The following is a 26,384-nucleotide window of genomic DNA, read 5'->3' as shown; positions in this document are numbered from 1 at the left end:
TGTGATGTACGCCACTGTTGACCTGTGCACGTGATCAGCACATGATCCTCACAGCTTTTTGTAATGAGCATCTAAAGGTGGCGGGTGGGGCGTGGGTACACAAAGACGGCGGCATGGCTGGCGTCAGACGGCGCGGGGCTGGGCGATAGCCGTCATGCTGGTCGGAGGGGCTGTTCCGGTGATCGGTGCCGGCGCGGCCCCTGCACTCGCCGACGGCGGGGCCCGCCCGGCAACTGTTGACGGAACTCCGGAGTCGAAGGCGAGTACTCTCGCGGCGCAGACCGGTGAGCGGGTGGCCGTGGATGCGGCGACGACAGATTCATCTCAGGTTTTCGCCAACCCAGACGGTACGTTCACTCAGGAGATGAACGCGGCTCCGGTCCGTGCCCGCACGGATGACGGCACGTGGGCGCCCATCGACACCACGCTCGTACGGGAAGCCGACGGCTCTGTCCGGGCGAAGAACACAACGGCCCGGCTCACCTTCTCTGGCGGCGGCAGCGGGGACGGGCTCGTCAGACTGGAGGAGACGGGACACACGCTGGAGTTCGGCTGGCCCACCGAGCTCCCCGAGCCACAGCTCAAGGGGAACACTGCTACCTACGCAGGAGTCCTTCCCGATGTCGATCTGCAGTTGACCTCATTGAGCTCCGGCTACACCTCGGTCTTCGTCGTCAAGACGCCCGAGGCTGCCAAGAACCCGGCGCTCTCAACGATCAGGATGAGGGTCTCCGCTGCTGGCTTGGACCTCAACCCGACGGCTGACGGCGGCTTCGTTGCCCGCGACGCAGACGGCTCCCCCGTCTTCGAAAGTCCGGCGGGACGGATGTGGGACTCGGCCGGCGACACCGCCGCTCCCTCCGCAGCTACTACCACCACTGCGCAGTTCGACCGGACTGCCTACACGGCTGACGTATCGGCGGGCGGCGCGCCGGATGGGGCGGGATCAGACCCGCTGCTTGATGCGGGGGGCGAGCCAGCGCCCTCGGAAGGCCCCGGAACTGGTGACGCGGTGGCCGATCTCCCGCTCAAGCTCACCGGGACCACCCTGGAGATCACTCCCGATCCCTCGCTCCTCCTCAACGAGGACACGGTGTTCCCGCTCTACATCGACCCGCCTACCCAGGGCATTGCCCTGGGCGACTGGACAGCGTTGTCCTCGGACGGCGACAAGTTCTGGGAGTTCAGCGGGGACAAAGGCGTGGGGCGCTGCTCGAATTACGCCGGCTACCTCTGTTCCAATAGCCCGTACACCCAGCGTATGTACTTCGAGTACCCGCTCTCGTCGATCCACGGCAAGCAGGTTCTGGACGCGACGATGGAGGTGTACCAGACGTGGACGTTCACTTGCGATCCGCACTGGTACGACCTGAACCGTGTCGACAAGGGCATCTCCTCCAGCACAACCTGGTCGTCCCACCCCACTGCGGTGGACCTGATGGGCGATCGGATGGTGGCGTATGGGCGGGGCACGTTGTGCAGTCCGTCGCAGCCGGCGGACTGGGTGCGATTCAGCGATAATGCGGCCGAGGAGACGAATGAAAACCTGACGACGACCCTGGCGTCGTATGCCAAGAACAAGGAACCGCAGATCACCTTCGCGCTGAGCGCCCACGACGAGGGCGACGCAGGCGCCTGGGCGCGGTTCCGCAATGACGCGAAGTTGTCGGTGACCTACATCTCCTACCCGGCCAAGCCGACCTCCTATGGCGTCCAGCAGGGCACCACCGGCCGGGCGTGCAATGCCTCCACGGCGCCCTTCACCACCAGTGACACGACGCCGAAGATGCTGGCGATGGTGCAGTCGGCCGATGGTGCCAATGCCCAGTTGCGGGCCATGTTCGAGGTGTGGACGGCCAATGGCTCCAGTCGCAAGTGGTCGGTGGCCTCTCCGGACGGTGCCTGGGTGGCTGACAACGCCATCCGCGACGCCACTTCCAGTGCGCTGCCGGCGCAGACGGATTACCGGATGCGTGTGATGACGCAGGCGTACTACAAGACGGACCGGGGAGCCACCGGCATTCTGAACTCGGACTGGTCGTCCTGGTGCTACTTCCGGGTCGACACCGATTCGCCGCCACCTCCGGCGGTGACCAGCGCCGACGGCGTCTACCAGCCGGCCGAGAGCAGTCCCGCCGCGGGCGGGGTGGGAACGTCGGGTAAGTTCACCTTCACCCCGGCAGACACCAACTCCACCACGGCCGGCATTCAGTCGGACGTCGTCAGCTACAAGTGGAAGCTGAACAGCGGCGCGGTCTCCGCCCCGATCAGTGTGGCCAAGGGCGCGGCCACCACCCTGACGATCACGCCGAATCAGGCCGGTGAGAACACCATCCAGGTCTGGGGTTATGACGCGGCCGCGCACAGTTCGCTCACCGGCTACTACAGCTTCCTGGTGAAGGGCGCTGAGAAGCCCTCAGGAATCTGGCACCTGGACAACACCCTCACCGACTCCACTGCCGCCACCCAGCACCCGCTCACATCCTCCGCAGGAGCCTGGGATGCCCGGGGCCGCAGTGGCGCCGGCGCGGCGAAGTTCAATGGCACGAGCGCCTACCTCTCCACCTCCGCAGCAGTACTGGACACCACCAAGTCCTTCACCGTCTCGGCCTGGGCGCGGCTGGAGAAGAAGGGCGCCAACTACACCGTCCTGTCCCAGGCGGGAACGAATGCCTCCGGCTTCCAGCTGTACTACTCCAGCTACTCCGATGCGTGGATTTTCAACCGGCACCAGACGGATGTCGTCGATCCCGTGATCACCCGTTCGTTCGGAACCAAACCGCCGGTCCTGAACGCCTGGACCCACCTGGCAGGCGTCTACAACGCGGCAGCGCGGACCCTCCAGCTCTTCGTCAACGGCGTTCCCCAGGGTGATCCGGTGCCGTTCACCACCACTCCGTGGAAGGCATCCGGCGGCCTGCAGGTCGGGCGGCTCTGGTACAAGACAGCTGGAGCGGAGAACTTCGCCGGAACCATCGACGAGGTCAAGGTCTGGTCCCGCGCGCTCGCGGACACCGAGGTCACCCACGACGCCTGGCTGGAGGACGAGGACATCAGCGACGGCACCGCAGGCGACCCCGTTCCGGCCCTCGTCGCCAAATGGGATGCCACGGACACAACCAACGCGATCGGTTCGCTGGTCAAGGACACCAGCGGCTACGGGCGGAACCTGACGCTCAACGGTGCTGCCCTCACGGAGGTCACCACAGGCGACGCGACGATCGGTGAAGAGGTCACGACGAAGCAGACCATGACCCTGAACGGCACCAGCGCGTATGCCACTGCCACCGGGCCCGTCGTCGACGAATCCGGTTCGTTCACTGCGACCGCCTGGGTGACGCTGGACCCGGCCAAGCTCGCCGACACCACCAAGTCGTACGCGGTGCAGGTGTTCGGCCAGTCGGGAACGAGCCAGTCCTCCTGGGGAGTCTGGTACGAACAGCCGGCCGGCAGCACCCAGGGACGGTGGACGTTCGGCCGACCCGACAAGGACGGCACCGGCGCGGTATGGACCAAGAGTGAGTCCAACGCTCTCACCACCGCCACGCTGGATGCGCCGGTCATGCTGAGCGTCGTCTACGACGCACAGGCGGAAGCTGACCCCGGCGACACGTCTCAACTCGGTCGGCTCAAGCTCTACGTCGACAACGCTCCAGTGGGTGATGTGGAGGGGACGCCGTACTTGGCACCCTGGCAAGGCAGCGGAGCGTTCGAGATCGGCCGGGCAAAGATCAACGGCGCCGCCGCGCGCTACTTCCCCGGAAGGATTGACAGCGTCCGTGTCTGGGCCGGAGCCACCTCCACCGACATGATCGCCAACCGGCGCAACACCGAACAGCAGTAGAAGGAGAACGGGGCAGGACGGGCGTTCTTGCCCGTCCTGCCCCGTTCTGCTCGAAACACCCTGCGCGTCTACCCCGGCGTGCCGTCGAGATCTGGTGCTTTGGCGCAGACGCCGCGCGAGTACCTCCTACCCCATTCCGAGAACCGGGACCTCACGTGTCTTCATCAGCATTCCGCACACGGTTGCCAGGGACGGCCATACGCCGCTGGCTCACCCGTGGCGCGCTCGCCGCTTCCCTGTCGCTCCTGCCGCAAGTCGTTGTTCCCTCGGGCTACGACTTCGCCGCTCGGGCCGAGTCTTCGTCATCCCACAAGCGCCTGGAGGACCGGCCCACCGCGAAGATCGACAAGGTGGGTGTGCTCAAGCCCGGCACGTCCAAAGCCCCGAAAGACAAGGCTGCTGCCGCCTTCCGAGAGACCCGTGAGCGGCTGAAGAAGGCCTCCTGGCCGAAGCCGGGGAAGGCCACAACCGCGGTCGCCTCGACCGTCGGGTCCGCTGTCACCGTTGGCGGACTCGCCATCGAACTGGCGCAGGAGCCCGCCGCCCCGGCATCCAAGCACGCGAAGAGTAAGACACAGGCCACCAAGGCCACCGGCCCTGCCGAGGAAGTGGCGCTCAGCGTCCACCCTCAAACGGAGGCGAAGAAGGCAGGCGTCAACGGCGTCCTGCTCACCGTCGACCCGGCCGGAGCAGCATCCAAGGACCCTGCCGGTGACCGCGACAAGCTCCGGCTGTCCCTGGACTACTCCTCGTTCAACGACGTCTATGGCGGCAACTTCGGCCCCCGCCTGCGCCTGGTGACCCTTCCGGCATGTGCGCTGAGCACCCCGGAGAAGCAGTCCTGCCGCACCCAGACCCCATTGGCGGGCGCGGACAACAACACCGAGTCCCAGACCCTGACAGGTGCTGTCTCCGCCAGCGCACTCGCTGCCGGTACACCGATGCTGCTGGCCGCAACTGCCGACAGCTCCGGTGGCGGCGGTGACTACTCCTCCACCCCGCTGTCCCCGACCGCGACCTGGGAGGCCGGCGGCAGCACGGGTGACTTCACCTGGAACTACCCGCTGCGGGTTCCCCCCGCGACGGCTGGCCCTTCCCCGAACCTGTCCATCTCCTACAACTCCGCATCCGTGGATGGCCGCACGGCCGGGGAGAACAACCAGACCTCGGTGATCGGTGAAGGCTTCTCGATCACCGAGTCCTACATCGAGCGCAAGTACGCCTCCTGCAAGGACGACGGCCAGTCCGGCAAGGGCGACCTGTGCTGGAAGTACGCCAACGCGACACTCGTCCTCAACGGCAAGGCCGTCGAACTCGTCAACCCGTGTGCGGACAAGACGGCCTGCGACACCGCCGCTCTGTCGCAGGCGTCCGGCGGCTCGTGGAAGGTCAAGAACGAGGACGGCTCCCGAGTCGAGCACCTGACGGGCGCAACCGGCAACGGTGACGACAACACCGAGTACTGGAAGGTCACCGACGCCTCAGGCATCCAGTACTTCTTCGGCAAGCACCAGATGCCCGGCTGGAGCAACAAGGGCACCACCGATACTGCTGACGACGACGCCGTCACCAACTCTGTCTGGACCGTGCCGGTCTTCGGTGACGACGCCGGAGAGCCCTGCTACAAGTCCACCGGCTTCGCGAACTCCTCCTGCCTGCAGGCATGGCGCTGGAACCTCGACTACGTCGTGGACACCCACAACAACGCCTCCACCTACTGGTACGGCAAGGAGACGAACTACTACTCCCAGAACGCCGACACCACCGTCAACGGCACCGCCTACACTCGAGGCGGCCACCTCGACCGCATCGACTACGGCCAGCGCAGCGACCTCATCTACACCAAGCCCGCCTCCCAGCAGGTCAGCTTCGCTTACGCCGAGCGCTGCGTCACCACAGGCGGCTGCACCAGCCTGACGGCGACCACCAAGGCCAACTGGCCCGACGTGCCCTTCGACATGATCTGTGCCGCCAGCACCAAGTGCAGCACCCAGATCGGCCCCTCCTTCTTCACCCGCATGCGCCTTACCGACATCACCACCTCGGTGTGGACCGGTACCGGCACCACTCGCCGCGACGTAGACACCTGGCATCTGGAACATGACTTCCCCAATACGGGCGACGCCTCCTCGGCAAGCCTGTGGCTGAAGTCCATCAAGAACACCGGCAAGGCCAACACCACCACAGCGGCCATGCCCGCCGTCTACTTCGGCGGCTTTCAGCTGTCCAACCACGTCGAAGGCAGCGGCCCGGACACCCTGAAATACATCAAGTGGCGCGTGCGCACCATCAAGTCTGAAACCGGATCGACTCTCACGGCCAACTACTCGGACTACGACTGCATCTGGGGCACCAGCATGCCCGGCAGCGTCGACAAGAACACCCGCCGCTGCTTCCCAGTCAAGTGGTCCCAGTCCGGAGCGACCCCGGTCACCGACTGGTTCCACAAATTCGTGGTCACCTCAGTCTTCCAGGACGACCCCTACGGCCACGGCGACACCACCGAGAAGTACTACGACTACCAGGGCGACGCCGGCTGGGGCTACTCCGACGACGAGGGCCTGACCAAGGCCTCCAACCGCACATGGTCGCAGTGGCGCGGCTACGGCAAGGTCGTGGAGACCTCCGGGGACTCCGAGGGCCCCCGCTCCAAGAAGTCCACGCTCTACATGCGCGGCCTGAACGGAGAGAAGGAACTCGACGGCACCGCACGCGTGGAAAAGGTTACGGATTCCACCGGCACGGCAATCGACGACGCCCGCCAGTACACCGGCTTCGTCCGTGAGACCCTCGCCTACAACGGCACTGAGGAGATCAGCCGAACCATCAACACCCCCTGGTCCCACAAGACCGGAAGCCACACCTACAGCTGGGGCACCACGGAATCCTGGATGGTCCAGGCCGACGAGGCGGTCACCCGGACCAAGACCTCGACCGGCACCCGCACGGTCAAGCAGAAGACCACGTACGACACCACGTACGGCATGCCGATCACCGTGGAAGACAGCGGCGACATCGCCACCACCGGCGACGAGTCGTGCGTGCGGACCACCTACGCCCGCAACACCTCCGCCTGGCTCGTGAACAAGGTCTCGCGCACAGAGACATTCTCAGTTTCCTGCACGGTTACCCCGGCTATTCCCGACGACGTGATTTCTGACATCACCATGGCCTACGACGGCCAGGCGGTCGGCGCGGCACCCACCACGGGGGACATCACCGCCTCCTACCGAGTCGCGAGCTACGGCGAACTCGACAAGAAGCCCGCATACCAGCAGGTCTCGAGCGCCACCTACGACAAGCTGGGCCGCCCGTCCACAGCAACCAATGCTCTCAACCGAACCATCAGCACCACCTACGTGCCCGACGACACCGGATACGGCCCGCTGACGTCGAAGACCACCACCGACCCCAAACTCTTCACCTCCACCACCGTCGTCGATCCCGCCTGGGGAACTGCCACCAAAACCACCGACGCCAATGGCAACATCACCGAATGGGCCCTTGACGCGTTGGGCCGCCTGGTATCGGTTTGGAAGCCGGATCGCTCCCGCGCGCTCGGCGACGCCGCCACCGTCGCTTACGCCTACAGCGTCAACAACAACAAGGAGACCTGGGTCCGCACGGACGCGCTCAAGGCCGACGGGAAGACCTACAACAGCTCCTACGAAATCCTTGACAGCCTGCTGCGCTCCCGCCAGAAACAGCTCCCCGCACCCAACGGCGGCCGGGTGATCTCCGAGACCCTCTACGACGACCGCGGCCTGGCATACATCTCCAACAGCCAGATCCACGACAACAATGCACCCTCGGGCACACTGGCCAACACCTACCCCGGCTCCACCCCCGCCTCCACCGAGACGATCTTTGACGCCGCCGGACGCGCCACCGACTCGATCTTCCGGGTCTATGACCAGGAGAAGTGGCGCACCAAGACCGACCAGCAGAGCGACCGCACCACCACCACAGCCGCCGCAGGCGGCACAGGCACCCTGAGCATCACCGACGCCCGAGGGCGACTCACTGAGCGCCGTGAATACAGCGGGCCCGCCCCGACCGGCAGCGACTACACCCGGACCCTGTACGAGTACACGCCGGGCGGTCAGCTCAAGAAGATGACCGGCCCGGACGGCGCGGTCTGGACGTACGGCTACGACTTGCGCGGTCGCAAGATCACATCCACCGACCCCGATCAGGGGAAAATCGATACCACGTACAACGACGGCGACCAGCCGCTGACGGTCACCACCACCCGCAACGGCGTCTCCCGCACCCTGATCACCGACTACGACGAGCTCGGCCGCAAGACCGGCACCTGGGACGGGACGCAGGACAACGCACACCAGCTGACGAAGTTCACCTACGACTCCCTGGCCAAGGGACAACCGACCGCCGCGATCCGCTACGTCGGCGGAACCACCGGCAAGATCTACTCCCAGGTCGCCACCGGCTATGACGTACTCGGCCGCCCCAAGGGCACCAAGACCGTCATCGCCGCCAGCGACGACCTGGTCGTCGCGGGTGCGCCCCAGACGTTCACGACCTCCACGGCCTACAACATCGACGGCACCCTTCAGTCAACCTCGCTGCCTGCGGTGGCTGGCCTGCCGGCTGAGACCGTGGTCAACACCTACAACGCCCTCGGCATGCTCACCGGCACCGACGGCATGACCGACTACGTCCAGAACATCGGCTACTCCCCATACGGTGAGATCGAAGAGACCCGCCTGGGCACCTCCACCGGCGCCAAGCAGCTCCAGATCCTCAACCGCTATGAAGACGGCACCCGCCGCCTGGAAAACACCCATACCGTCGACCAGACCAACACCGGCTACACCAGCGACGCCGACTACGTCTACGACGCCTCCGGCAACATCAAGTCCATCACCGACAACGCCAACGGCAAAGACAGTCAGTGCTTCGCCTATGACGGCTACCGCCGCCTGACCGAAGCCTGGACCCCGTCCTCCAACGACTGCGCCGCTACCCGATCGGTTTCCGCCCTTGGCGGACCGGCTCCCTACTGGACCAGCTGGACCTACAAGCCCGGCGGCCTGCGCGACACCCAGATTGACCACAAAACCACCGGCGACACCAAGACTGGTTACGGCTACCCCGCCGTCAACACCAACGGCACCGGGCAACCCCACACCCTGACCTCCGTCACCGTCAACAGCGGCACTGCCAAGACCTACGCCTACGACGAGCAGGGCAACACCACAAAGCGCTACAGCCCCACCGGCACCGCGCAGAGCCTTACCTGGGACATCGAAGGAGAACTCACCCGCCTCACCGAGGGCACCAAAACCACCGATTACCTCTACGACGCCAACGGCGAGCTCCTCGTCCGCCGCGGCCCCGTCAAGACCGTCCTCTACCTGGGCGGCCAGGAACTTCACTACGACACAACCGCCAAGAAGTTCACGGCCCAGCGCTACTACCCGGCCGGCGATGCCACCGCCGTCCGCACCGAGACCGGCCTGTCCTGGATGGTCGACGACCACCACGGCACCGCCTCGATGACGGTAGATGCCACCAGCCAGGCCATCACCCGCCGATACATGAAGCCCTTCGGCGAGAGCCGCGGAACTACACCGACGGCCTGGCCTGACGACAAGGGCTTCCTCGGTAAACCCTCCGACACCGACACCGGACTCACCCACATCGGTGCCCGCGAATACGACCCGGTCATCGGACGCTTCCTCTCCGTCGACCCCGTCCTCGCACCCGGCGACCATGAGTCCCTTAACGGCTACGCATACGCCAACAACACCCCCGTCACCATGTCTGACCCCACCGGACTCCGCCCCGATGGAGCATGTGGCGGCGCATCGAGCTCCTGCAACGGCGGGACCGAAACTTGGAAGCTCAACGACAAGGGCGGCTGGGACTGGTCTTACACGAAGACCACTACTAAAACCTTCCAGTACGCCAAGCAAGACGGCTCTGCCGGAAGCGGGTCCATGACCACGACGGTTCACCAGACCGCTGGTAGAACCACAACGAAGATCGTGTTCAAGAAGGGACCTGATCCGAAGCCCAAACGGGACGACGGCTACTGCAACGCCTGCTGGGCCATGGGAACCAATCCCCACTACGACCCCACCGCCAACGACCTGCCAGACACAGGCAAGCTCGCAACATGGCAGAAAGCCGTGCTAGGCGTCATCACCGTCGTGGCCACAGCTGTGGTTCTCGCCCCAGTGGCCGTCGCCGTGGGAGAGGGCTGCCTTATTGCGGCTCCCATATGTGCCGCAGAGATCGCAGAAATGGCGACCGGTGGCGCTTCTGGCGGAAGTGCGGTAGTGGGGGCTGGCGTAGCTAGCAGTGGAGCCGCCGCTGCCTTTAGGCCAGACGGCGCGGCGAACGCCGCTAAAGGGGTCCGGCTCGCGGAACAGCTAGCGTACGAGGCCGATGCTGCAACAGCAGCCAGCATGTTCACCAAGGAGGGGAACCTCTCTGCGGATACTATTGCGCGTTCCACGAAAATCATGGAAGGATCCAAGATGGGTAACGCTCACCTAAAGGAATACTTCGAGGCGCACGGCGGCGCCTCACAGTGGGGCAAGTATGCCACTCCGAGAGTCAATACTCCTGGCCGCCCTGGGACTATCGATATTCATTTCTACCGAAATGAAGTGACTGAAGAAATTTACTACTACGACTACAAAGCCAAAATGGGTGGAGGTGTAAAGGAATGAGAGTTCGATATCTGGGTGCCGCGGACGCGCCCGCCAATCCCATTGATGGCAGATTTCACTTCTCTCCAGGTCAGGAGTGCGCCGTACTCGAATTGCATGTACGGAGTGACGGCACTTCTTCCCTGAGGATCGAACACTCGCCTGGCGACCTCGCCGGTTTGTATAGCGGCAGGTATTTCGAGCAGGTGTCAGACGTTATTCCTCCGCAGTGGAGCGTGGAGATCTATCCGCAAGGCGGCCTGAGTATGGGACCGAAGGGATGGATCGAAGGAGATTTCTGGGAGCGCATGATGGAACGCGATCCCGAGGCAGAGGCCGTCTTCGAAACGACACGCGACGCGATTCTGACTGCTGACCCCATCACCCAGTCCGACTAGCAATGGCGCGGCGGCTTCAGGAGATCTCTTCTCTTGAAGCCGCCGCATTCGCCTTTGTCTGGCTTGCTTACTCCCTCCTATTGATCGCTTGGCCACTTCTCGTGAAGGTGGCAGTATCGAGGTTGAACTCGGGATGTCGTGCTGCTGGACAGGCAGGTCAGATGGTCAGGCCGGGGGCTGCCGGGGCGGCTAAATCCGGTGCCGGCTCCAAAGCCCCCTTCCGTCGCGCTCACCTCGTTAGGGCTTACTTGACTCTGAAGCTTCTATAGATCGTCAAGCTGTGGAAGACAGTCGGGGTGCTCCGCTGAATGCGCTGGTGAGGTAGTGGTAGACCTCGCGCGCGACGAAACGCTTGAGACATCTGAAGATGTCCTTCGTCTTGAGTCCTTCTTGGGTGCGTCGTGCTACGTAGTCGCGGGTGCGCGGGTCGTGGCGCATGCGAACCAGCACGATTGCCGGCCGGGCCCCTTTTGACGGGCCCCGGCAGCGTGCTGATGAGCGCGAACGACGGTGGAGTCGACCGCGACGACCCAGTCAAGGTCGCCTTCGGCGTCGTCCTGGGCAAGCAGCGCGGTGAAGACCTTCTCCGAGGTGCCGTCGGTGGCCCACTTCCGCAGCCGGTTATGAGCGCCCTTCCACGATCCGAAGTGCTCGGGCAGGTCCATCCACGGTGTCCCGGTGCGGTACTTGAACGCGATCGCGTCGATCACCTGCCGGTGATCCCGCCACCGCCCGCCCCGCTTCGGAGTCCGGTCCGGCAGCAGCGGCTCGATCCTCGCCCACTGGGCGTCAGTCAACGACACACATCAACCAACGATCAGATGATCCGAAGGAAACGCCCTAGAGCACCCTGGGGGCCGAAAGCATCCACGAGCAGTACGGCCGGGACGAGAACCTCGCCCGGTGCATCAAGGACGGCCACGTCACCCGCACCGACAACGGGGAGTAGGGAGAACCGATGGGACAGCTCGCCGACGGGCTCGACAAAGCCGTCCAGAAGACGTTCACGCGCCCGGCCCCGAAGTCAGCTGGCGTCCGCATGCGCTACCTCGTCCGACAGCTGAAATCCACGAGAGCCGCAGCCCAGCAGCTCGGCATCAGCCAGCGAACCGTCGAACGCTACGTCAAGAATCAGATCAAGACGCCCCGCAAGGACCTCGCCACCCGCCTGGAAGGCGAGGTCAACAAGCGCTGGCAGCCCCGGATCCGAGCCCAGGCCAAACAGAAGGCCGCCACCGCCCACGGCATCATCATCGACACCCGTGCCCGCTTCGGCTACACCGCCGCCCCCGGCAGTACGGACGACGCCCGCCTGCGCCACCTCACCGTCGCCCTCCCACCCACCTACGCCGCCCGCCTCTTCGAGGCCCGCGACCAAGGCGCCACCGACCAGCAACTCCAGAACATCGCCGCCGAAGCCCTCCAGGAGACGTACTTCCGCGTCGGCGGCCGCCGGGCAGGCGGACTCCTCGTGGAGTTCACCGACCTCGAACACATCGAATTAGACCTGTAACCGAGCTCGGACCGGGGCGGAGCGGCGCCAGACTGGCCCGCCCAGGCCCCCGGCTCCGCAGCTGTCCGCTACTGCACCGGGTTCGGCCCGATCTCCGGAATTCGGGCCCGGGGCCGGTCCGGCGTGGGGACACTGGGGACGCCGATGGGCGTCAGAGGGGGACTGATGGGTTACACCGCTGTGCATCCGGTTTGGGGCCGGCTGGACGCGTCACTGAACGACCTGGGGTGCGGCCGCACCTGGGCGGAGGTCCACCGGGTCAAGGGGCTGGGGCTGGCATGCCCGGAGTGCGGCGGGAGTGTCTTCGCCCGGGCCTCCCAGCACGGCCTGCGCCACTTCTACCACCAGGTGCGGCCGTTGGACTGCGAGCTGGCGAACGAGTCGCAGGAGCATCACTTCTTGAAGCTGGAGCTGGCCATGGCCGCCCGCGCCGCCGGGTGGCGGGCGGAGCTGGAGGTGAGCAGTGAGCTGCGGGACTGGCGGGCCGACGTGCTGGTCTTCGACGAACAGGGCCGGCCTTTCATGGCGCTGGAGGCCCAGCTGTCGCCGATGACGCCGGACGAGGCGCGGATGCGCACCGCCCGCTACGCGCGCGACGGGGTGGCGGTGTGCTGGGTCGGCCTGCAGGACCGACCCTGGGCGCGCGCTGTGCCCACGCTCAGAGTCCGCGCCGCAGCCGGGAGAGGTGAATCCTGGACGGTGCGGCACGGGCTGGCCCGCTACACCTGGTCGCCCCGCACGGCGAAAGGGAAAGCGAAGTGGGAGCACATCACCTGCCCGCTCGGCGACGCCCTCGCGTGGATCCTCCAAGGGCGGGTGCGCGTCCACACGGCAGTGAACGGCACGGTCTGGTGGACGGCGCCCGCCTACGAGGAACGGGCGCTGGCCCGTGCCCGGATGGAGGCCGACGCCGCCGACCAGGAGGCCGCCGCGAAGCGCCGCCGTGCAGAGACCGCGGCCGCAGATCGGCGCCGCCTGGCCGCCGAGCAGCGGGCCCTGGACCGGCAGGCAGATCTGCAGGAGCGGCAGGCCGAGATACAACGGCTGACAGGGTTCTTCCTGCGCACAGGCTTCGACCCCACGGCCTGGGACACCTTCACGCGGTTGGTCCGCTCCGCTTCCGGCAAGGCAATCGTGTACGGGGAAGAGAGCCGCCGCTACGGCAACGGCCTCCTGGTCCACGCCCGGCCACGGGGGACGGACGCCGGATACGCCCTGGCCGCTGTGGTCTGCCCTGACCCCGCAGCACTTACCCGGTGGCCGGAGAAGCTCACCATCCTGGTCCCTGACCACACCTGGTTCGCCCGCCTCCAGGCCGCCGCCCGGGTGCCGCTGCGGGTCGCCGTGCTGGACCCCCGCACCGGACGCAGCATGTTCGAACGCATCCACCCAGCTTTGGATCCGGTCGCGGGACCAGACCGGCCCGGATGAACCCACCACTCCTCGTGCCTGCACTGGCCGACCGACCCGACGTCACGGTCGCCCGGGGTGCCCTGGTCCTGCGACCGGAGGCGAGGGCGACTGCCGCGTTACTCAGGCGGCTGGCCGGAGACGCCCACGTACCAGTCGGCGGCCTCCGTCATCCCGTCCATGCTCGGCTGGTAGGGCTTAACGACGTCGTCGGCGTCCTTGAAGTACACCGTGGCGCAGAGCGGGTATGCCTTCCCAGTGGGGGCCGTGACCGTCTCCCGGGGGGCCACCCACACGAATTTTCCCGGCTGGGCCCACTTCTCGCGGGCGAAGGTCAAGGTGGGGTCCGCCGTCCCCTGCCGCAGCAGGTCCGACCAGCTCATGTACGTCACTTCGTGAGCGTAGAGCTCGAACTCTGCTTCAAGGTAGGGGAGTTGACAGACTCGATCACTGCCCACTCGCCGTCGCCCGGCAGCGCGTCGGCCCCTCGCCGCAGCGCTCACCCCCAAAGGCCATGCTGTCCGCCCGCGCCCGCTTACGCACGCGCCTACGCCTCCTGGAGGGACGCGCATCGTCTGCGGCCGCGGCCATGGCAGCGAGCCGACAGCTCACCACCGGGCGATGTGTGGTGTGCGGATGTCGTGGGCCGAGCCCTGCTCAGGAGTGCCTTTGCCGAACGCTCCCTCCACGTCCCGGATATGCGAGAGGATGCACCTGTGATCAACGGGGATCTCTCAGCACGGCTGGCCGGCGCACGCGGCCGCCTCATCATCGAGCTCAGCTACGCCCTGACCCGCTGTGGCGCTCAGGTGCCGGAGGACCCCGGGGTGGTCGAGCTGGCCGACCTTTTGGACGGCGCCGCAGCGCCCTTTCACGACACCACCCGCTCCGGCGCCAGGGCCGAACTGGCGGTTGCGGTGGGTCACCTGAGAGCCGCTGACCGCCTCGGCGGACTTCTGCCGGCCGTGACGCTGTGGCACCTGCGCCAGGCACTCCAGCGAGCCGTCACCCTCCCGGATCCCAGAGAACCCGCCGCCTCCACTCGTGTGCCGGCATCGCAGACCTGCTGAGCCGACCGCAACGGCTCCAGCCGCTGGTCCTGGAGCGGCCCCGACCACGAGCCCGCCGACGAGGCGGGGGAGAGGAGAACCGGTATGACCGAGGACCGCGGCGCCGCAGGCCCGTACATCGAGTACGACGGGCTGCCCGTCCTGCACGGATCGGAGGTGAAGCTGCCGCTGATCCATCCGTACGCCCCGGTGGAAGCCGGGCGCTACATCACGCCCGGAGGCGGACGCCTGACCATCCGCAAGAGCGAGAGGAACTCTGCGCATCTGCGGATCACACTGGACCACCTTGGCTGCCCAGCTCAGTGCACCCCGGACAAGGACGCAGCCTTCCGGCGGCTCGCCCTAGCCACCGCGGGCTACTGCGTCCATGCGGGATGCCGCCACCGGCCGGCGTTCTCGGACGGGGTGATGCGCTGCTTCGAGGTGCGCACCGGCAGCATCCCGCTTGCCACGTTCGTGCGCGCCGTGCTTGCGGTCGAGCTGGGCGATCTCACCCCGGCCGGTCGACTCCTCGAGGAGGCCGAGGCCCGTTTCGGGCCTGTCCGCCCGGCTGAGAAGTTGGACGGAGAAGACCAGGCGGCGGCCGGTCAGGACCGTTAGACCCAGGTCCGGCCAGTAGGTCCCGCACTAGCAACGCTCGACAGCCGACGCCAGTTCAAGCTGCGGCAGTACACGCCCGCCGCCGGCCCCCCAGGCGCCAGCGTCGTCCAGCGGTCCGAGGTCGTCGACCTACGTAGCACCGTCGAGCAGTTCGGCTGCGTGCAGCAGGAACGTGACGTCGAGCGGGCGGAGTCGTCGTGGTGCTCATCCCCGGTGGTCCGCAGCCGGTCGCCTTGTCCGGCGACACGCGGCCACCTCTCGCGCATCGGCACCCGTACTGCCTCCGCCGGCAGAAGGTCAGCGGCGTGGTAGCCGCTCGTCCACCGTGCGCAACTGGGCAGCCGGATCGTTGTAGGGCAACAGGGAAGAGGTGTCGACGAAGGAGACAACGGCGGGCCAGAGTGCCGACGCGGCGGAGGAGTCGTTGCCGGCGTGGCGCTCGGTGACGGCCGCGGCCGCCCCGGCCAGCAGGTCGGCGAGCTGGACAGAGGGGTGGTCGGAGCTGGAGCCGCGGACGACGCCCGCGACATCAGCGCCGCGCTCCCGCGTGAACAGGGTCATCCCGACCGGGCTCCGGGCGTAGAGCTTCACCGTGCTCAGGGCGTTGTCGGTGAGCATGCGCTGCTCGTCGGTGAGCAGGCTGACACGACCGAGGCGGTGACCCCAGCGACGAGCTGTCTGGGCTGCTGCGGGTATGAGCATCTCCAGCAGAGGGAAATCCGCGCCCTCGTTGTGCAGGGCCGCAGCGTAGGCCCGAGTGGAACGCAGCCGTGCCAGCAACTCGGTGACCTGCTTGCGCGTCGAGGCCGCCCAAGCCCGTTCGATCACCGTGAAGAACGCCTCCGACGCCTCCTCATGGCGGGCTGCTCCCCGCTGGGAAGCCAGTGCCACGAACGCAGACATCAGATCCCCGAACAAAGGACCCCGTAGGGCCCGCGGCCCCTCAAGGGCCAAGGTGCGTGCCAGAGCACGGGCCTGGTCATCGGCATACAGGTTGCCTCCCTCGGCGTACTCCTTCTCCTCCAGCAGCAGGTCGATCACCTTGGCCGAGGCCGCGTACTCCTTCTCCACGACGTACACCGAGCACCTGTCGTGGAGCGCACCGCCCGGCCCCCACAACTCCTGCAACAAGGACAGCCTCTGCGCATGGTCCTTGAAAAGGCGGAACTTGAGCTCCCCCGCCTGGCGGATGCCGCCCCGCTCTCGCAGGGCCTGCACCAACACTGCGGCCTCCACGTCATCGACGGCGACCGAAGCGAAGACCAGGAACCGGCGTTGCCTGCCGACGAGCTGCTCGCCGTCCCACCCCGACTCGTCGCAGGCGACCCACCGTCCATGACTCTCGTCATCCGCACTGGGCTGCTGCTGCGTGAGCCGCGTGTACTTCTCTCCGGTCAGTGGCACAGCGCCATTGTCCACGCCCGGCAGCAACGACTGAGGCTGGTGCCGGACAGAGCCAGTGGGTGATGTGTTGCTCCCAGGGGTGCAACCAGTCACCGTGCCCCTCCTAGCGACCGCCCGCCGCCTCCCCAACCCGGCCCCAGATGGAGAACCCTTGGCCTCCTGCGCCTCGCCCGGGCTGCAGGAACCATGACCGACCACCCGCACAGAGCCCCCGTCCTGCGGTTGCGCGAAGCACTGCTCAGCGCTGCCCGAACACACGAGGTTTGTCCTCACCCCTCACTGCCGTCCGGTTCCTTCCCAGCCGCAGCAGCCTGCTCGCGAAGCGTGCTCATCCACGTCTCCATGAAGCCGGCCGCCCCTGTCTCGTCACCTGGGATACGGAAGATGTACGGATCTTGTGCGAGCTGGGTCGTGAGCGCCTCGTACAGCTGGTCGAAGAGCGGGTCGATGCAGGCTGTCAGGCTTTCGGCGAACTGTCTGGGGGAGGGGTTCAGGGAGATCATGTGGGCCAGTAAGGGGCCCATGCACCATGAGTCGATCAGGTCCCGTAGCGCGGCAAGTCCGGGTGTGTCCGGCATGAACAGCGCGTGCATCATGTACATCGCGTAGAACCCCCGCAGCCCGACCAGGACGGTCCGCGCCCGCATCAGTTCCTCGCCGCTGGCCCGCCGAACCGGCCCCAGGATGTCCGCGTGCTGCTGGAGCAGCCCCCAGTCCACCGGCGGCCCCTCGCCCCGCTCGGCCGCGCCCAGCATCCGAGCCCAGTCCTCGACGGTCAGCCCGAACATTCCGTAGGCGCCGAACGCCTCGGCCAAGGCGTCCGCCCCCACCTCCTGCGCTCCCAGACCGATCGCCGCGACCAGATGCACCATCCCCTGGAACTCAGGCCCCTCGGGCACGTCCTCATCGGCGAGAAGTGCCGCGCGCACCAACGCAGGATGCGCCACTCCGCGGTGTCCCCGGGATCCGATCATCCGCCTGGCAAGCGCATACAACGCGTCCTGCGCCTCGTCACCCGCCGTGGCCGCGCTCCGCGCGACCTCTATCAGCTGGTGCGACACCGTTCCGCGCAGCACCCACACCAGAGCCTCACGCACGGCGTCCACCGGCGGCTCCGGAACCTGCACCGCCCCGGGCTGCTGGGGCATGCCGGCCTCGGCGAACCAGTCCAGCATGGCCAGCAGCCGATTACGTCCCTGGCGGAGATGCCGGGCCAGCGCCGCCGCGCTCTCGATGACCACCGGATCGACGGCGTCCACCACCGATCCCCGGCCCCGCCCCAGACCCCGCCGCCGATGACGTGGCAACAGCCCAGCCCGCCGCCAGCTCTCCAACTGGGAGGCCGTCACCAGCATCCCGCGCGTGGCCAGTTCACGAACCACCTGCTGATCAGCCGGACCCGGAGCTCCTCGTGCCATGCCCACCATTACAACCCCGAGAAGTGCCATTTCCCGTGGAATTCCACATCTGGCTCACTGGGCTTCAGCACCACCCGGTGCCCGCACCAACGAGGAGAAGCCCGACCATGACCCGCGTCCCCCGAAACCGCGCCCGAATCAGAACAGCCACCGCACTCACCACCGCGTTCCTCACCCTGCTCGGCGCAGGCAGCCTCCACCACGCCGGCCACCTCAGGTGGCTCCTGCTCGTCCTAGCCGCGGCGCTCGGCGCGATCACCGCCACCCTCGCCCTCGCTTCAGCCTTCGCCCCCACCACCGCCACCCGCACAGCAGCCCGCCACACCCTCGACCTCCTGCTGCGCCTGGTGCCCTGGTACACACCTCGCGGCTGACCCGCCCCGCCACCTGCGCCGTACGAGTTGAGTCTGCCGGTTGGGACAGAGCGCGCCCCGGCGTGAGCCGACCGCTTCCGGCCACCGCTTACGCGCGCCCTGATGCCCCAGGGACCGATGGCTGATCAGCAGGCGTGAAGGTGAACTGGTCCAGGAGGGCGCGCAGCTCGCTGCGGCGGATCTCGGGATGCGCCGGTGCGGGGCCGGGCTGCTGCTGGGTGGGTACAGCGGTCAGCCGCGGCGCCCGGACCTCCAGCGGTGCGCCGGCCAGTCGCAGCCGGGCGGGCCAGGGCATGGACGGGAGCCGGTAGACGGCATCCTGGCACCATGCTGCTGCCCCGGCGTTGGCCTTGGCAGCAATCCTGCGCGTGAGCCCCTGATGCGGCCGGTAGTGCCCGCGGGGTGTGGAGATGAGCAGACACGTCGGTGACAGCGGAGCGAAGACCTCGACCGTCTCGGGCAGCAGCGGGGGAGTGAGACAGAAGGTGCCGTCCTTGCGACGCAAGGCCACACCGCTGTCGCCCAGGACCAGCAACGGCTCCGCCGAACGCAGCACAACCAGTCGACGGCCCGGGACGGTGAGAATGTCGCGGGTGCGCTCGAAAGCTCGGATCATGGCGCGCAGCGCCGAACGCGGGTCAGCAACCACCGAAGGGCCAGGAGCCGTCCGTACGGCCGACCAGAACACTTCCATCCGCTCCGCGTCCGACAGCGGCCGCCCCAGCCGTTCCTCGCAGAAACCCACTGCCTCCGAAGCCCACAAAGCCGGAAAGAGCTGCCGGCCGACCTGCTCGTCGAAGGACCTGAACGCCTGCGTGCGCACCACCTGCCAGGCCAGCGCGTCCAGCACGAGAGCATGCCGCGCCCCGCCCAGCGGCCACCGTCCCTCACGCACGGCGCGCAGAACCGGCGCGCACGGACCGTCGACATGGTGATCCAGATAGGTCTCCAACGCCACGCGCCGTTCGCCGTCCGTGAGGGGGTCGGTGTTGAAGTCCCGAGCCACCGCCGCGCGCCGCACGGGAGTGCGATACTCCGCGCCGCTGCGCCACCGCCCCAGTACGTGTCCGTCCTCGGCAAACGCCCGCAGCCAGTACTTCGGCACCAGGTGGTGCTCCCTGGAAGTGTTCGCCCCCATCCCACCCTCCCCTTTACAGCGCCGCACCAGCGGACTCGGACGGCTCGTGTCCGGCTGCGCCACGGCTCCAGGGGTAGCTGCTCCACCCGCCGTCCAGGACAGGGTTACGGGCGTGGTCGTGCCCCGACAACGCCTCGCGCAGGGCGTAGGTGGAGCGCCGAGCGTCGGCATCCCGCTCCAGCAGGAGCCGGCCGACGGGGGCGTCGGTGATGGTGACCATGTCCTCCAGCTCACCGATGCTGCACACCGTCACGGGAACCGTGGTGGCCGGCAGGAATGGCCGCTGCATGGGGGCGTTGACGATGTGGAACGGCTCCATCGTCACGATCAGCCCCTGCACGGGCCGGTCGGTGGGCACCCCAGCGAACTCCTTGCGTCTGCTCGCGATCAGAGCGGCGGTGTTGTCGATCTGCTCATAGGCGCGGCCGAGCATGCGCTGCAGCTCCTCGACCCGGCGCTCGGTGGCCAGCCGCAGGTGGGCGGTGGGCCGTACGGACTTCACCTCCACCAGCAGCACCAGTTCCTCGGTGACGACGATCCAGTCGACGCTGAGCGACCGGTTCTGGCCGTAGGTGATCTCCGGGAGGACCGTCGCTTCTGGCAGCAGCCCGAGCTGGCGGCCGACGTAGGCCTCGAACAGGTCGCCCAGGTCCTGCGCGAAGGCATTACCGAACCGGGCGACGCCGGTGTAGTAGATGCCCAGCGGGCTGGCCTTGGCCGGAACCAGCTGGCTGACCGGAGCAAGCAAGCCCGGGCCGTAGCCCTCAACCAGGGGCGTAGTACGCAGCGGGTTGTACTCGTAGCGGCGCAGGAGCGGATCGGTGGTCAGCTGCGCCCGCTCGCTGGCCTGCCGGAAGGCGGCCGTATCGGTCACGAAGTGCTTCCCGGCCACCGACAGGATGGTCGAGGCAGGGATCTCCGCGCAGATCCGCTCGGCACCGGGCGCCTCCAAGGACGCCGGATCGAACCGGCCCGCGTAGTTGATCGCCGACGCCCACAACAGCTGGGCGATGCCGACATAGTTCGACAGGCTCGTGCCCAGCAACTCCTCTTCCCAGCCCGGACGCAGGCACCGCGCCTCCCGCGTTCCCGTCGTCTGCGTGAGCATCGCCGCGGCACGCCCCAGCTCCCTTCCCACCGGCTCCTGGTAGATCATCTGCTCCCCGGCGGCGCGCAGCATGAACCGAGCCAGAGCATCCCCGTCGTTGTCGTGGTCGTAGAGGTAGGGCTCCTCCAACTGCGAGTGCATGTCCAGGATTTGCAGCAGGTCCGCCTCGCTCGCGTCCTTGCGGTACTCGTTCCCGCATACCAGCGAAACCCGGGCAGCGTCAGCCAGCGCCCACGGCATGTACTTACGGCCCGGGCTCTCCAGCCACGAGGACTCCAACGCGTAGGTAGCCGACGCTTCCGCGATCAGCGGCAGCAGGGCACTGGGCCGGTGCCTGCGAACCCGCGCCACATAGTCCCGATCCCGGACCGCCCGACTGCCTGGTGCCCATGTCATAGGCTCCAGGATCCCCCACCCGCAGCTATGCTGTCCTGCCCATTACCACCGCCTCCAGGAGCCAGTTACGGAGCCTGAACACCAGCCGCATGGGATCTCCGGCCATCCCCGCCCCTGCGACGTGCGGACTGCGCACGGCGAGCCAGCGTGAACGGGCCATGGAAGATCCGCTGCACCAGTGCGGCGCACCTTCGACCCGGGCCGCGGCGATCCGGAATTGACGCGGGCCCACGCCCTGGGGACGGCTACCGTGTCAACCATGAGTGTGAGGTCTCACCAGTGTTGCGGTAGCCGCGCAGCTCTTACCTGCTGTCCTGCGGGTGAGATGAGACGGTCAAAAGGCTAGTTTCCGGTATAAAGGCTCGCCTGAACTGCATTCCTGCAAGTGGGCTGAGACTGCCGCGGATGGTGTGAGAACTCCTATGTCCTCCCAGCTACGGAACCGTTCCCTGTGGTCATCGAGGCCAAAGCTGCTGGAACCGCAGCCTGCTCACCGCCGCCCTCGCCGAGCAGCTCGTCGCCTCCACCGCGGGCATCCCCCTTGTCGGCTTCTTTGACTGCGACCAGTGACACTCCGAAGAACGGTCACGCTGCTCGCCCCGCCACAACCGGCACAGATCGAGCGAGAACAGATACCCCGCCGCCCAGCGGGCGTCCGAGGTTCGCGTCAAAGTGATCGACTGCCGGCCCCTGACATACAGACCGACCACGATTTGCAGCCGAAGCGGCAAAGAGCTCGATCCACCGGGTGCTAGGAGGAGCGGTTCCGCAGAGGCCACAGGAGCGAGGTGTTGTCAGTGCTGCCCTCTACGCTTGGTGGCTGTGACGACAGCACCATTGCCGGGCGTGGTCTATCCCTGGGCGAGGAAGACAGCGCCGCTAGCGGATTCCGCACTCCGAGGGAACAGGACCAGCTTGCCCGCTGCGACGGAGAGCGGCCATGGCCGGCGGCTGGAGGAGTTGCGGGATGTACCGGTGCTGGCGTTGTTCGGGGAGCGGGGTGCCGGCAAGTCACTGGCACTCATGCAGGAATGCCAGGCACTGGAGGCGGGCCAGGCTGCAACGCGATGGGTCAATTTGGGGCGGTGCCAGACCGAGCTCCAGGTCAGGTCGGCGCTGGCTGATGCCGCCGAGGCCCAGGGCGCGGGGGAGTGGTGGGTCTTCCTGGACAGTGTCGATGAGGGCCTGAATGCGCTGCCTGCCCTGGGCGGGTTGATCGCCGACTGGATCGACTCGCTTTCCGCTGACCAACGAGGCCGCGTCCGGTTGCGGTTCAGCTGCCGTACGGGGCGCTGGCCCGACACTCTGCAGGACACGCTCAATCGGTACTGGCCGCAGTCACTCCAGGTGCAGCACATGATCCTGACCCCTCTCAGCGTCAGCGACATTGCCGTTGCCGCTGAGCACTACGGTCTGGATGCCGAACTCTTCACCACGGTGCTGCGCGAACGCGGTCTGACGCACTTGGCCATGGCTCCGGTCACGTTGCTGCAGCTACTTGAGTACCACCGTGTTCATGGGACGTTGCCTGCTACTGCGGCCGACGCCTACGAGCAGGCCTGCCTGCAACTGTGTTCCGAGAGCAGGCGTCCGGCCGACACTCGTGAACTGCGATCCCAGCCAACGGGCCAGCGTCTGCTGCCGGTTGCCGCCCGTGTGGCGGCTGCGATGCAGTTCGGCGCCCACAACGTGCTGAGCGATGAACCCCATCACATCCCTAGCAGTGGAGAGATCACCCTGGCCGAGCTGGAAGGCGGGCAGGAGCCCGGCCTGCAAGGCAGCCAGGTCTCATGCACAACCGACGAACTGCGCCGACTGACCGAGTCCCATCTGTTCGAACCAGTAGGCATGTTGCGGTGGACCTTCACACACCGCAGCTACCAGGAATACCTCGCCGCCCACTACCTGCATGCCCACCAAGTCGACCCACGCGCTCAGGCCGGCCTGCTATGGGTCGGAGACGGCGCGGCCCGGCACATCTACCCCGCCCACCGCGAAGTTGCCGCCTGGCGCAGCAACAGCGACAACACCCTCTTCGAGGACTTGCTGCGTGACGATCCGCTGGTGCTGCTACTGGCCGATCTGCCCGCACGAACGGCCGCCGACCGGGCCCGGGTCGTGGAGGCCCTCTTCAGCCTGGCGCAACAAGACGACACCCTCGACTTCGACGACAACACCCTGCACCGACTCGACCACCCCCAACTGCCCCAGCAACTCATGCCCCGCCTGCAACCAGACGCGGACAGACTCGCAACGACCATCGCACTGCACATAGCCCGACGCTGTCCCCGCCCGGAGCTGACCGACGTCCTCCTGCTGGCCGCCGAGAGAACCAGCCTGTCCGAGGAACGACGCGCCCTCGCCCTCCAGGCCGTCGCCGATCTCCGCCCCGCAGACAGCCACACAGTGGACCGGATCAGACAACTGGCCGCCCACGACTCCTCGCCGGAAGTCGTTGCTGCCGCCCTCGACCGACTGTGGCCCGCCCACCTGCAATTGCGTGAACTGCTCGACTTCGTGCGTGATCCAGACCCTGACTTCTACGGCCACGCGTGGATGCTGCGCTCACAGATATCCGATCAGCTGACCGTTGCCCAGACGGCTCAGGCACTGCTGTGGGCCCGCGACACGCTGCAACAGCCTCTGCCCGGGCGCAGCATCGTCCTAGCCACCAACTTGATCGGCCGCGCGGTCACACTCGCCGGCACCCACGGTTTCACCGGAGTGCCCCAGCCCGAGGTCCTCATCGGCGAGGCTCTCACCGGCCTGGCCAGCCACAGCGCCATCCTGCACAGCCTCGAAGGCCACACCGAGCAACAGGTTCTGGGCGAGGCCCTGCGCGCGCAGCACAGCCTGCGCCGCGCCGTGACACTTCACCTGCTCAACCACACGGACGAGAATCAGTTCTTCAATATCTTGGGTGCCGTCCCTCACGGCTGCCTGACCACATACGACGACGCGTTCTACTGGATGGAGCACTGGGACGAACTCGCCGAAGTGCCAGCCCCACTCGCCCGGCTGCTCGTCTCCATCGCCCCGCCCGCCAACCCCGAGCTGCAAGCCCGGGCCGAAGCAGCTCGCAGCGCCCACCCCACCCTCCGACACCTCACCTCGAGGTGGGACCAAGACCCCGACCCGCAACCCCAGCGACAAGTCGACACCCCTTGCGACCAGAGCCCCACCTACAGTGAGGCACGGCTGCGCGAAGCCCTCGGCGCCGTCCACACCGCCGGACCTGAGACCATCCGCCGCGCCTGGGCCGCCGTTATCAACGAGATGCGATGCACTCGTGACGGAGCTGACCTCCCTCACCTGTGGCTGGAGCCGTTGCTGCTGTGGGCACATCACGCCCCCTCCCGCCCGGCCCGAGACAGCCACCTCGGCGCTGAGTTGATGGCCGCCGCCCGGCACGTCCTGGCGACCGCGCCGCTCCTGCCCCCTGAACTGCTGGCCTACGGCCGAAACCTCAATCCGGCGCTGACGCTGGAGCTCAGCGCCCTCGCTGTTCTGGGCACCCCGGACGAGCTCCCTCAGACCTCTCCTGCTTGCTGGGCCGGCTGGAGTCTTGCACTGGCCACCACACACGCTTACAACGCTGCAGCCCAAACCATCAAGGACGCCTTCTTGCCCGTCTGCGCCGAGCACGCAGGCCCGGCACTGCTTGCGCTGCTCGACGACGTTCTTCGCGACCCCCACACCGATCCCACCACCACACATGACCTGGCCCGCTCGCTCGGCGCCCATACACAGCCAGACGTCCTCGACGCTCTCAACGCCTGGACCGACCAAGCCGATCGCAACCCTGAACACTGGCAGAGCGTCACCAGCGCCCTCGCCTCCAACGGGAACCCCTGCGCCCTCGTGCGCCTGCAATCGGCCCTCGAGAGCGACCCGTCGGGACCGACAGCGACACCCGACACCCTGAACCGATGGCTCATGGCGGCACAGATTCTGCTGTACTGCCCAGCCCTGCCAAGCCTGTGGCCTCTTGTACACCAGCGTCTCACCGACGATGGGCTCGCCCAGGCATACATCGGCCGGCTCGGCCAGCCCCTCGTGCCCCACTGCAGTCAGCCGCACCAACTGGCCAACCTGAACGAGGAAGCTCTCGCCGAGCTGTATCTCTCGCTCGCCCGCCATGTCACAGCAGAGACATTGGACCCGCCCCTGCGCTCCGGCTGGAGCGGTGACGACGGCTTCGGCGAGCTGATCCGGTCCATACCCTCTCTGCTAGAAGCCAAGAACACACCCCAGGCAGCCCACCAGCTGCACCGTCTGGCCACCCAGACAGGGCTGTGGCGCCTGCGCCGCCTGGCCCGGCGGACCGCCCTGGCAGCCGCGCAAGCCCAACATGCGCCGGTATCGCCGTCTCAGATGAGGGCACTCGCGCAACAGTCCCACCAGCGCCGCTGGGTCACGGACGAAGGGCACCTCCTAGCGCTCGTGCTGGAGGCCCTCGACCGTTTCCAGGACACCCTGCGCCGACCCAACGGCTTGAGCATCGCCCTGTGGAACCGATCGGACGCCTCCGCGGCCCAGGCTGAGTGGTGGCCCTGCTGGGAGGAGGATCTGAGCGACATCCTCGCTGTGTTCCTCATGCAGGACATCGGTGGTCACCGCGTGGTCGTCAACCGAGAAGTCCAGCTCGACCGTCCGGGCCTCGCTGGCCGACGCACCGACATTCAGATTGAGGTCCCCGCCCCGCCGGACAGCGGACACGATCCCGTCAAGGTAGTGATCGAGTGCAAAGGCTGCTGGAACAGCAGCCTGCCCACGGCCTTGGAACACCAGCTCGTCGACCGATACCTCCACACCCCCCGAACCGCGGGCATCCTGCTGACCGGCTACTTCGACTGCGACCGCTGGGCAGAAGCCAAGCGACGATCGTGCCCCGCCACCCATCACACACTCGAGTCGGTTGACCGGCATCAGCAACAACAGGCCCAGAGGCAACGAGACCTCAAAGGGGTTCCAGTCGCAGTGTTCACCCTCGACTGCACCCTGCCCTGACCGATGCCGCAGAAGCCGTGC

General features: G+C 67.0%; 15 protein-coding genes. 9 read left to right on the top strand and 6 right to left on the bottom strand.

Features of this window, described 5'->3' with window-relative positions:
• Positions 1-154: 154 nt before the first annotated feature.
• The 3 genes from E6R60_RS10850 (at position 155) to E6R60_RS10840 (ending at position 10,922) form a co-directional block, all read left to right on the top strand.
• Positions 155-3,844 (top strand): LamG domain-containing protein, encoded by a 3,690-nt coding sequence (locus E6R60_RS10850; RefSeq protein WP_136326260.1) that lies wholly within the window; start codon positions 155-157, stop codon positions 3,842-3,844.
• Between the two features lie 155 nt (positions 3,845-3,999).
• Complete coding sequence (locus E6R60_RS10845; RefSeq protein ID WP_240802492.1) at positions 4,000-10,545, top strand: RHS repeat-associated core domain-containing protein; 6,546 nt, start codon at positions 4,000-4,002, stop codon at positions 10,543-10,545.
• Positions 10,542-10,922 (top strand): hypothetical protein, encoded by a 381-nt coding sequence (locus E6R60_RS10840; RefSeq protein WP_136326259.1) that lies wholly within the window; start codon positions 10,542-10,544, stop codon positions 10,920-10,922. The genes E6R60_RS10845 and E6R60_RS10840 overlap by 4 nt, the downstream gene beginning before the upstream one ends.
• Before the next feature lie 404 nt (positions 10,923-11,326).
• On the opposite strand, the gene E6R60_RS10830 is transcribed toward E6R60_RS10840, so the two are convergent.
• On the bottom strand, positions 11,327-11,719 hold the full coding sequence (locus E6R60_RS10830) for an IS5 family transposase (protein ID WP_168713580.1): 393 nt from the start codon (positions 11,717-11,719) through the stop codon (positions 11,327-11,329).
• A gap of 161 nt (positions 11,720-11,880) precedes the next feature.
• Between E6R60_RS10830 and E6R60_RS10825 the strand changes: the two genes are divergently transcribed.
• Positions 11,881-12,435, top strand: a complete 555-nt coding sequence (locus E6R60_RS10825; protein WP_136326257.1) for a helix-turn-helix domain-containing protein — start codon at positions 11,881-11,883, stop codon at positions 12,433-12,435.
• A 165-nt stretch (positions 12,436-12,600) separates the two neighbouring features.
• Complete coding sequence (locus E6R60_RS10820; protein WP_136326256.1) at positions 12,601-13,866, top strand: competence protein CoiA family protein; 1,266 nt, start codon at positions 12,601-12,603, stop codon at positions 13,864-13,866.
• A gap of 98 nt (positions 13,867-13,964) precedes the next feature.
• Here the strand turns inward: E6R60_RS10820 and E6R60_RS10815 are convergent, their stop codons facing one another.
• Positions 13,965-14,228 carry a hypothetical protein gene (locus tag E6R60_RS10815; protein WP_136326408.1) on the bottom strand — a complete coding sequence of 88 codons (264 nt, stop codon included), beginning with the start codon at positions 14,226-14,228 and terminating at the stop codon, positions 13,965-13,967.
• A gap of 333 nt (positions 14,229-14,561) precedes the next feature.
• On the opposite strand from E6R60_RS10815, the gene E6R60_RS10810 reads away from it, so the two are divergent.
• Both E6R60_RS10810 and E6R60_RS10805 read left to right on the top strand, forming a co-directional pair.
• Positions 14,562-14,915 (top strand): hypothetical protein, encoded by a 354-nt coding sequence (locus tag E6R60_RS10810; RefSeq protein ID WP_206309371.1) that lies wholly within the window; start codon positions 14,562-14,564, stop codon positions 14,913-14,915.
• Between the two features lie 84 nt (positions 14,916-14,999).
• Positions 15,000-15,515, top strand: coding sequence for a DUF6420 family protein (locus tag E6R60_RS10805; RefSeq protein WP_136326255.1), 516 nt, complete (start codon positions 15,000-15,002; stop codon positions 15,513-15,515).
• A 297-nt stretch (positions 15,516-15,812) separates the two neighbouring features.
• On the opposite strand, the gene E6R60_RS10800 is transcribed toward E6R60_RS10805, so the two are convergent.
• Positions 15,813-16,919, bottom strand: coding sequence for a hypothetical protein (locus tag E6R60_RS10800; protein ID WP_136326254.1), 1,107 nt, complete (start codon positions 16,917-16,919; stop codon positions 15,813-15,815).
• 269 nt (positions 16,920-17,188) lie between these two features.
• Positions 17,189-18,337, bottom strand: coding sequence for a hypothetical protein (locus E6R60_RS10795; RefSeq protein WP_136326253.1), 1,149 nt, complete (start codon positions 18,335-18,337; stop codon positions 17,189-17,191).
• 107 nt (positions 18,338-18,444) lie between these two features.
• Between E6R60_RS10795 and E6R60_RS10790 the strand changes: the two genes are divergently transcribed.
• The gene (locus E6R60_RS10790) at positions 18,445-18,711 is read left to right on the top strand and encodes a hypothetical protein (RefSeq protein WP_136326252.1); all 267 of its coding nucleotides are present in this window, start codon (positions 18,445-18,447) and stop codon (positions 18,709-18,711) included.
• 88 nt (positions 18,712-18,799) lie between these two features.
• Here the strand turns inward: E6R60_RS10790 and E6R60_RS10785 are convergent, their stop codons facing one another.
• Positions 18,800-19,849, bottom strand: a complete 1,050-nt coding sequence (locus tag E6R60_RS10785; protein ID WP_168713579.1) for a DUF4238 domain-containing protein — start codon at positions 19,847-19,849, stop codon at positions 18,800-18,802.
• Between the two features lie 13 nt (positions 19,850-19,862).
• Positions 19,863-21,353, bottom strand: a complete 1,491-nt coding sequence (locus E6R60_RS36650; RefSeq protein ID WP_168713578.1) for a hypothetical protein — start codon at positions 21,351-21,353, stop codon at positions 19,863-19,865.
• A gap of 915 nt (positions 21,354-22,268) precedes the next feature.
• Here E6R60_RS36650 and E6R60_RS10775 point away from each other — a divergent pair.
• The gene (locus E6R60_RS10775; protein WP_136326250.1) at positions 22,269-26,363 is read left to right on the top strand and encodes a hypothetical protein; all 4,095 of its coding nucleotides are present in this window, start codon (positions 22,269-22,271) and stop codon (positions 26,361-26,363) included.
• Positions 26,364-26,384: the final 21 nt, after the last annotated feature.

Source organism: Streptomyces sp. A0642 (assembly GCF_004795105.1).
In the GTDB taxonomy this organism is placed as follows: Bacteria; Actinomycetota; Actinomycetes; order Streptomycetales; family Streptomycetaceae; genus Streptomyces.
The sequence above is the reverse complement of the archived record's forward strand: the minus strand, read 5'-3'. Positions and strand labels throughout refer to the sequence as shown.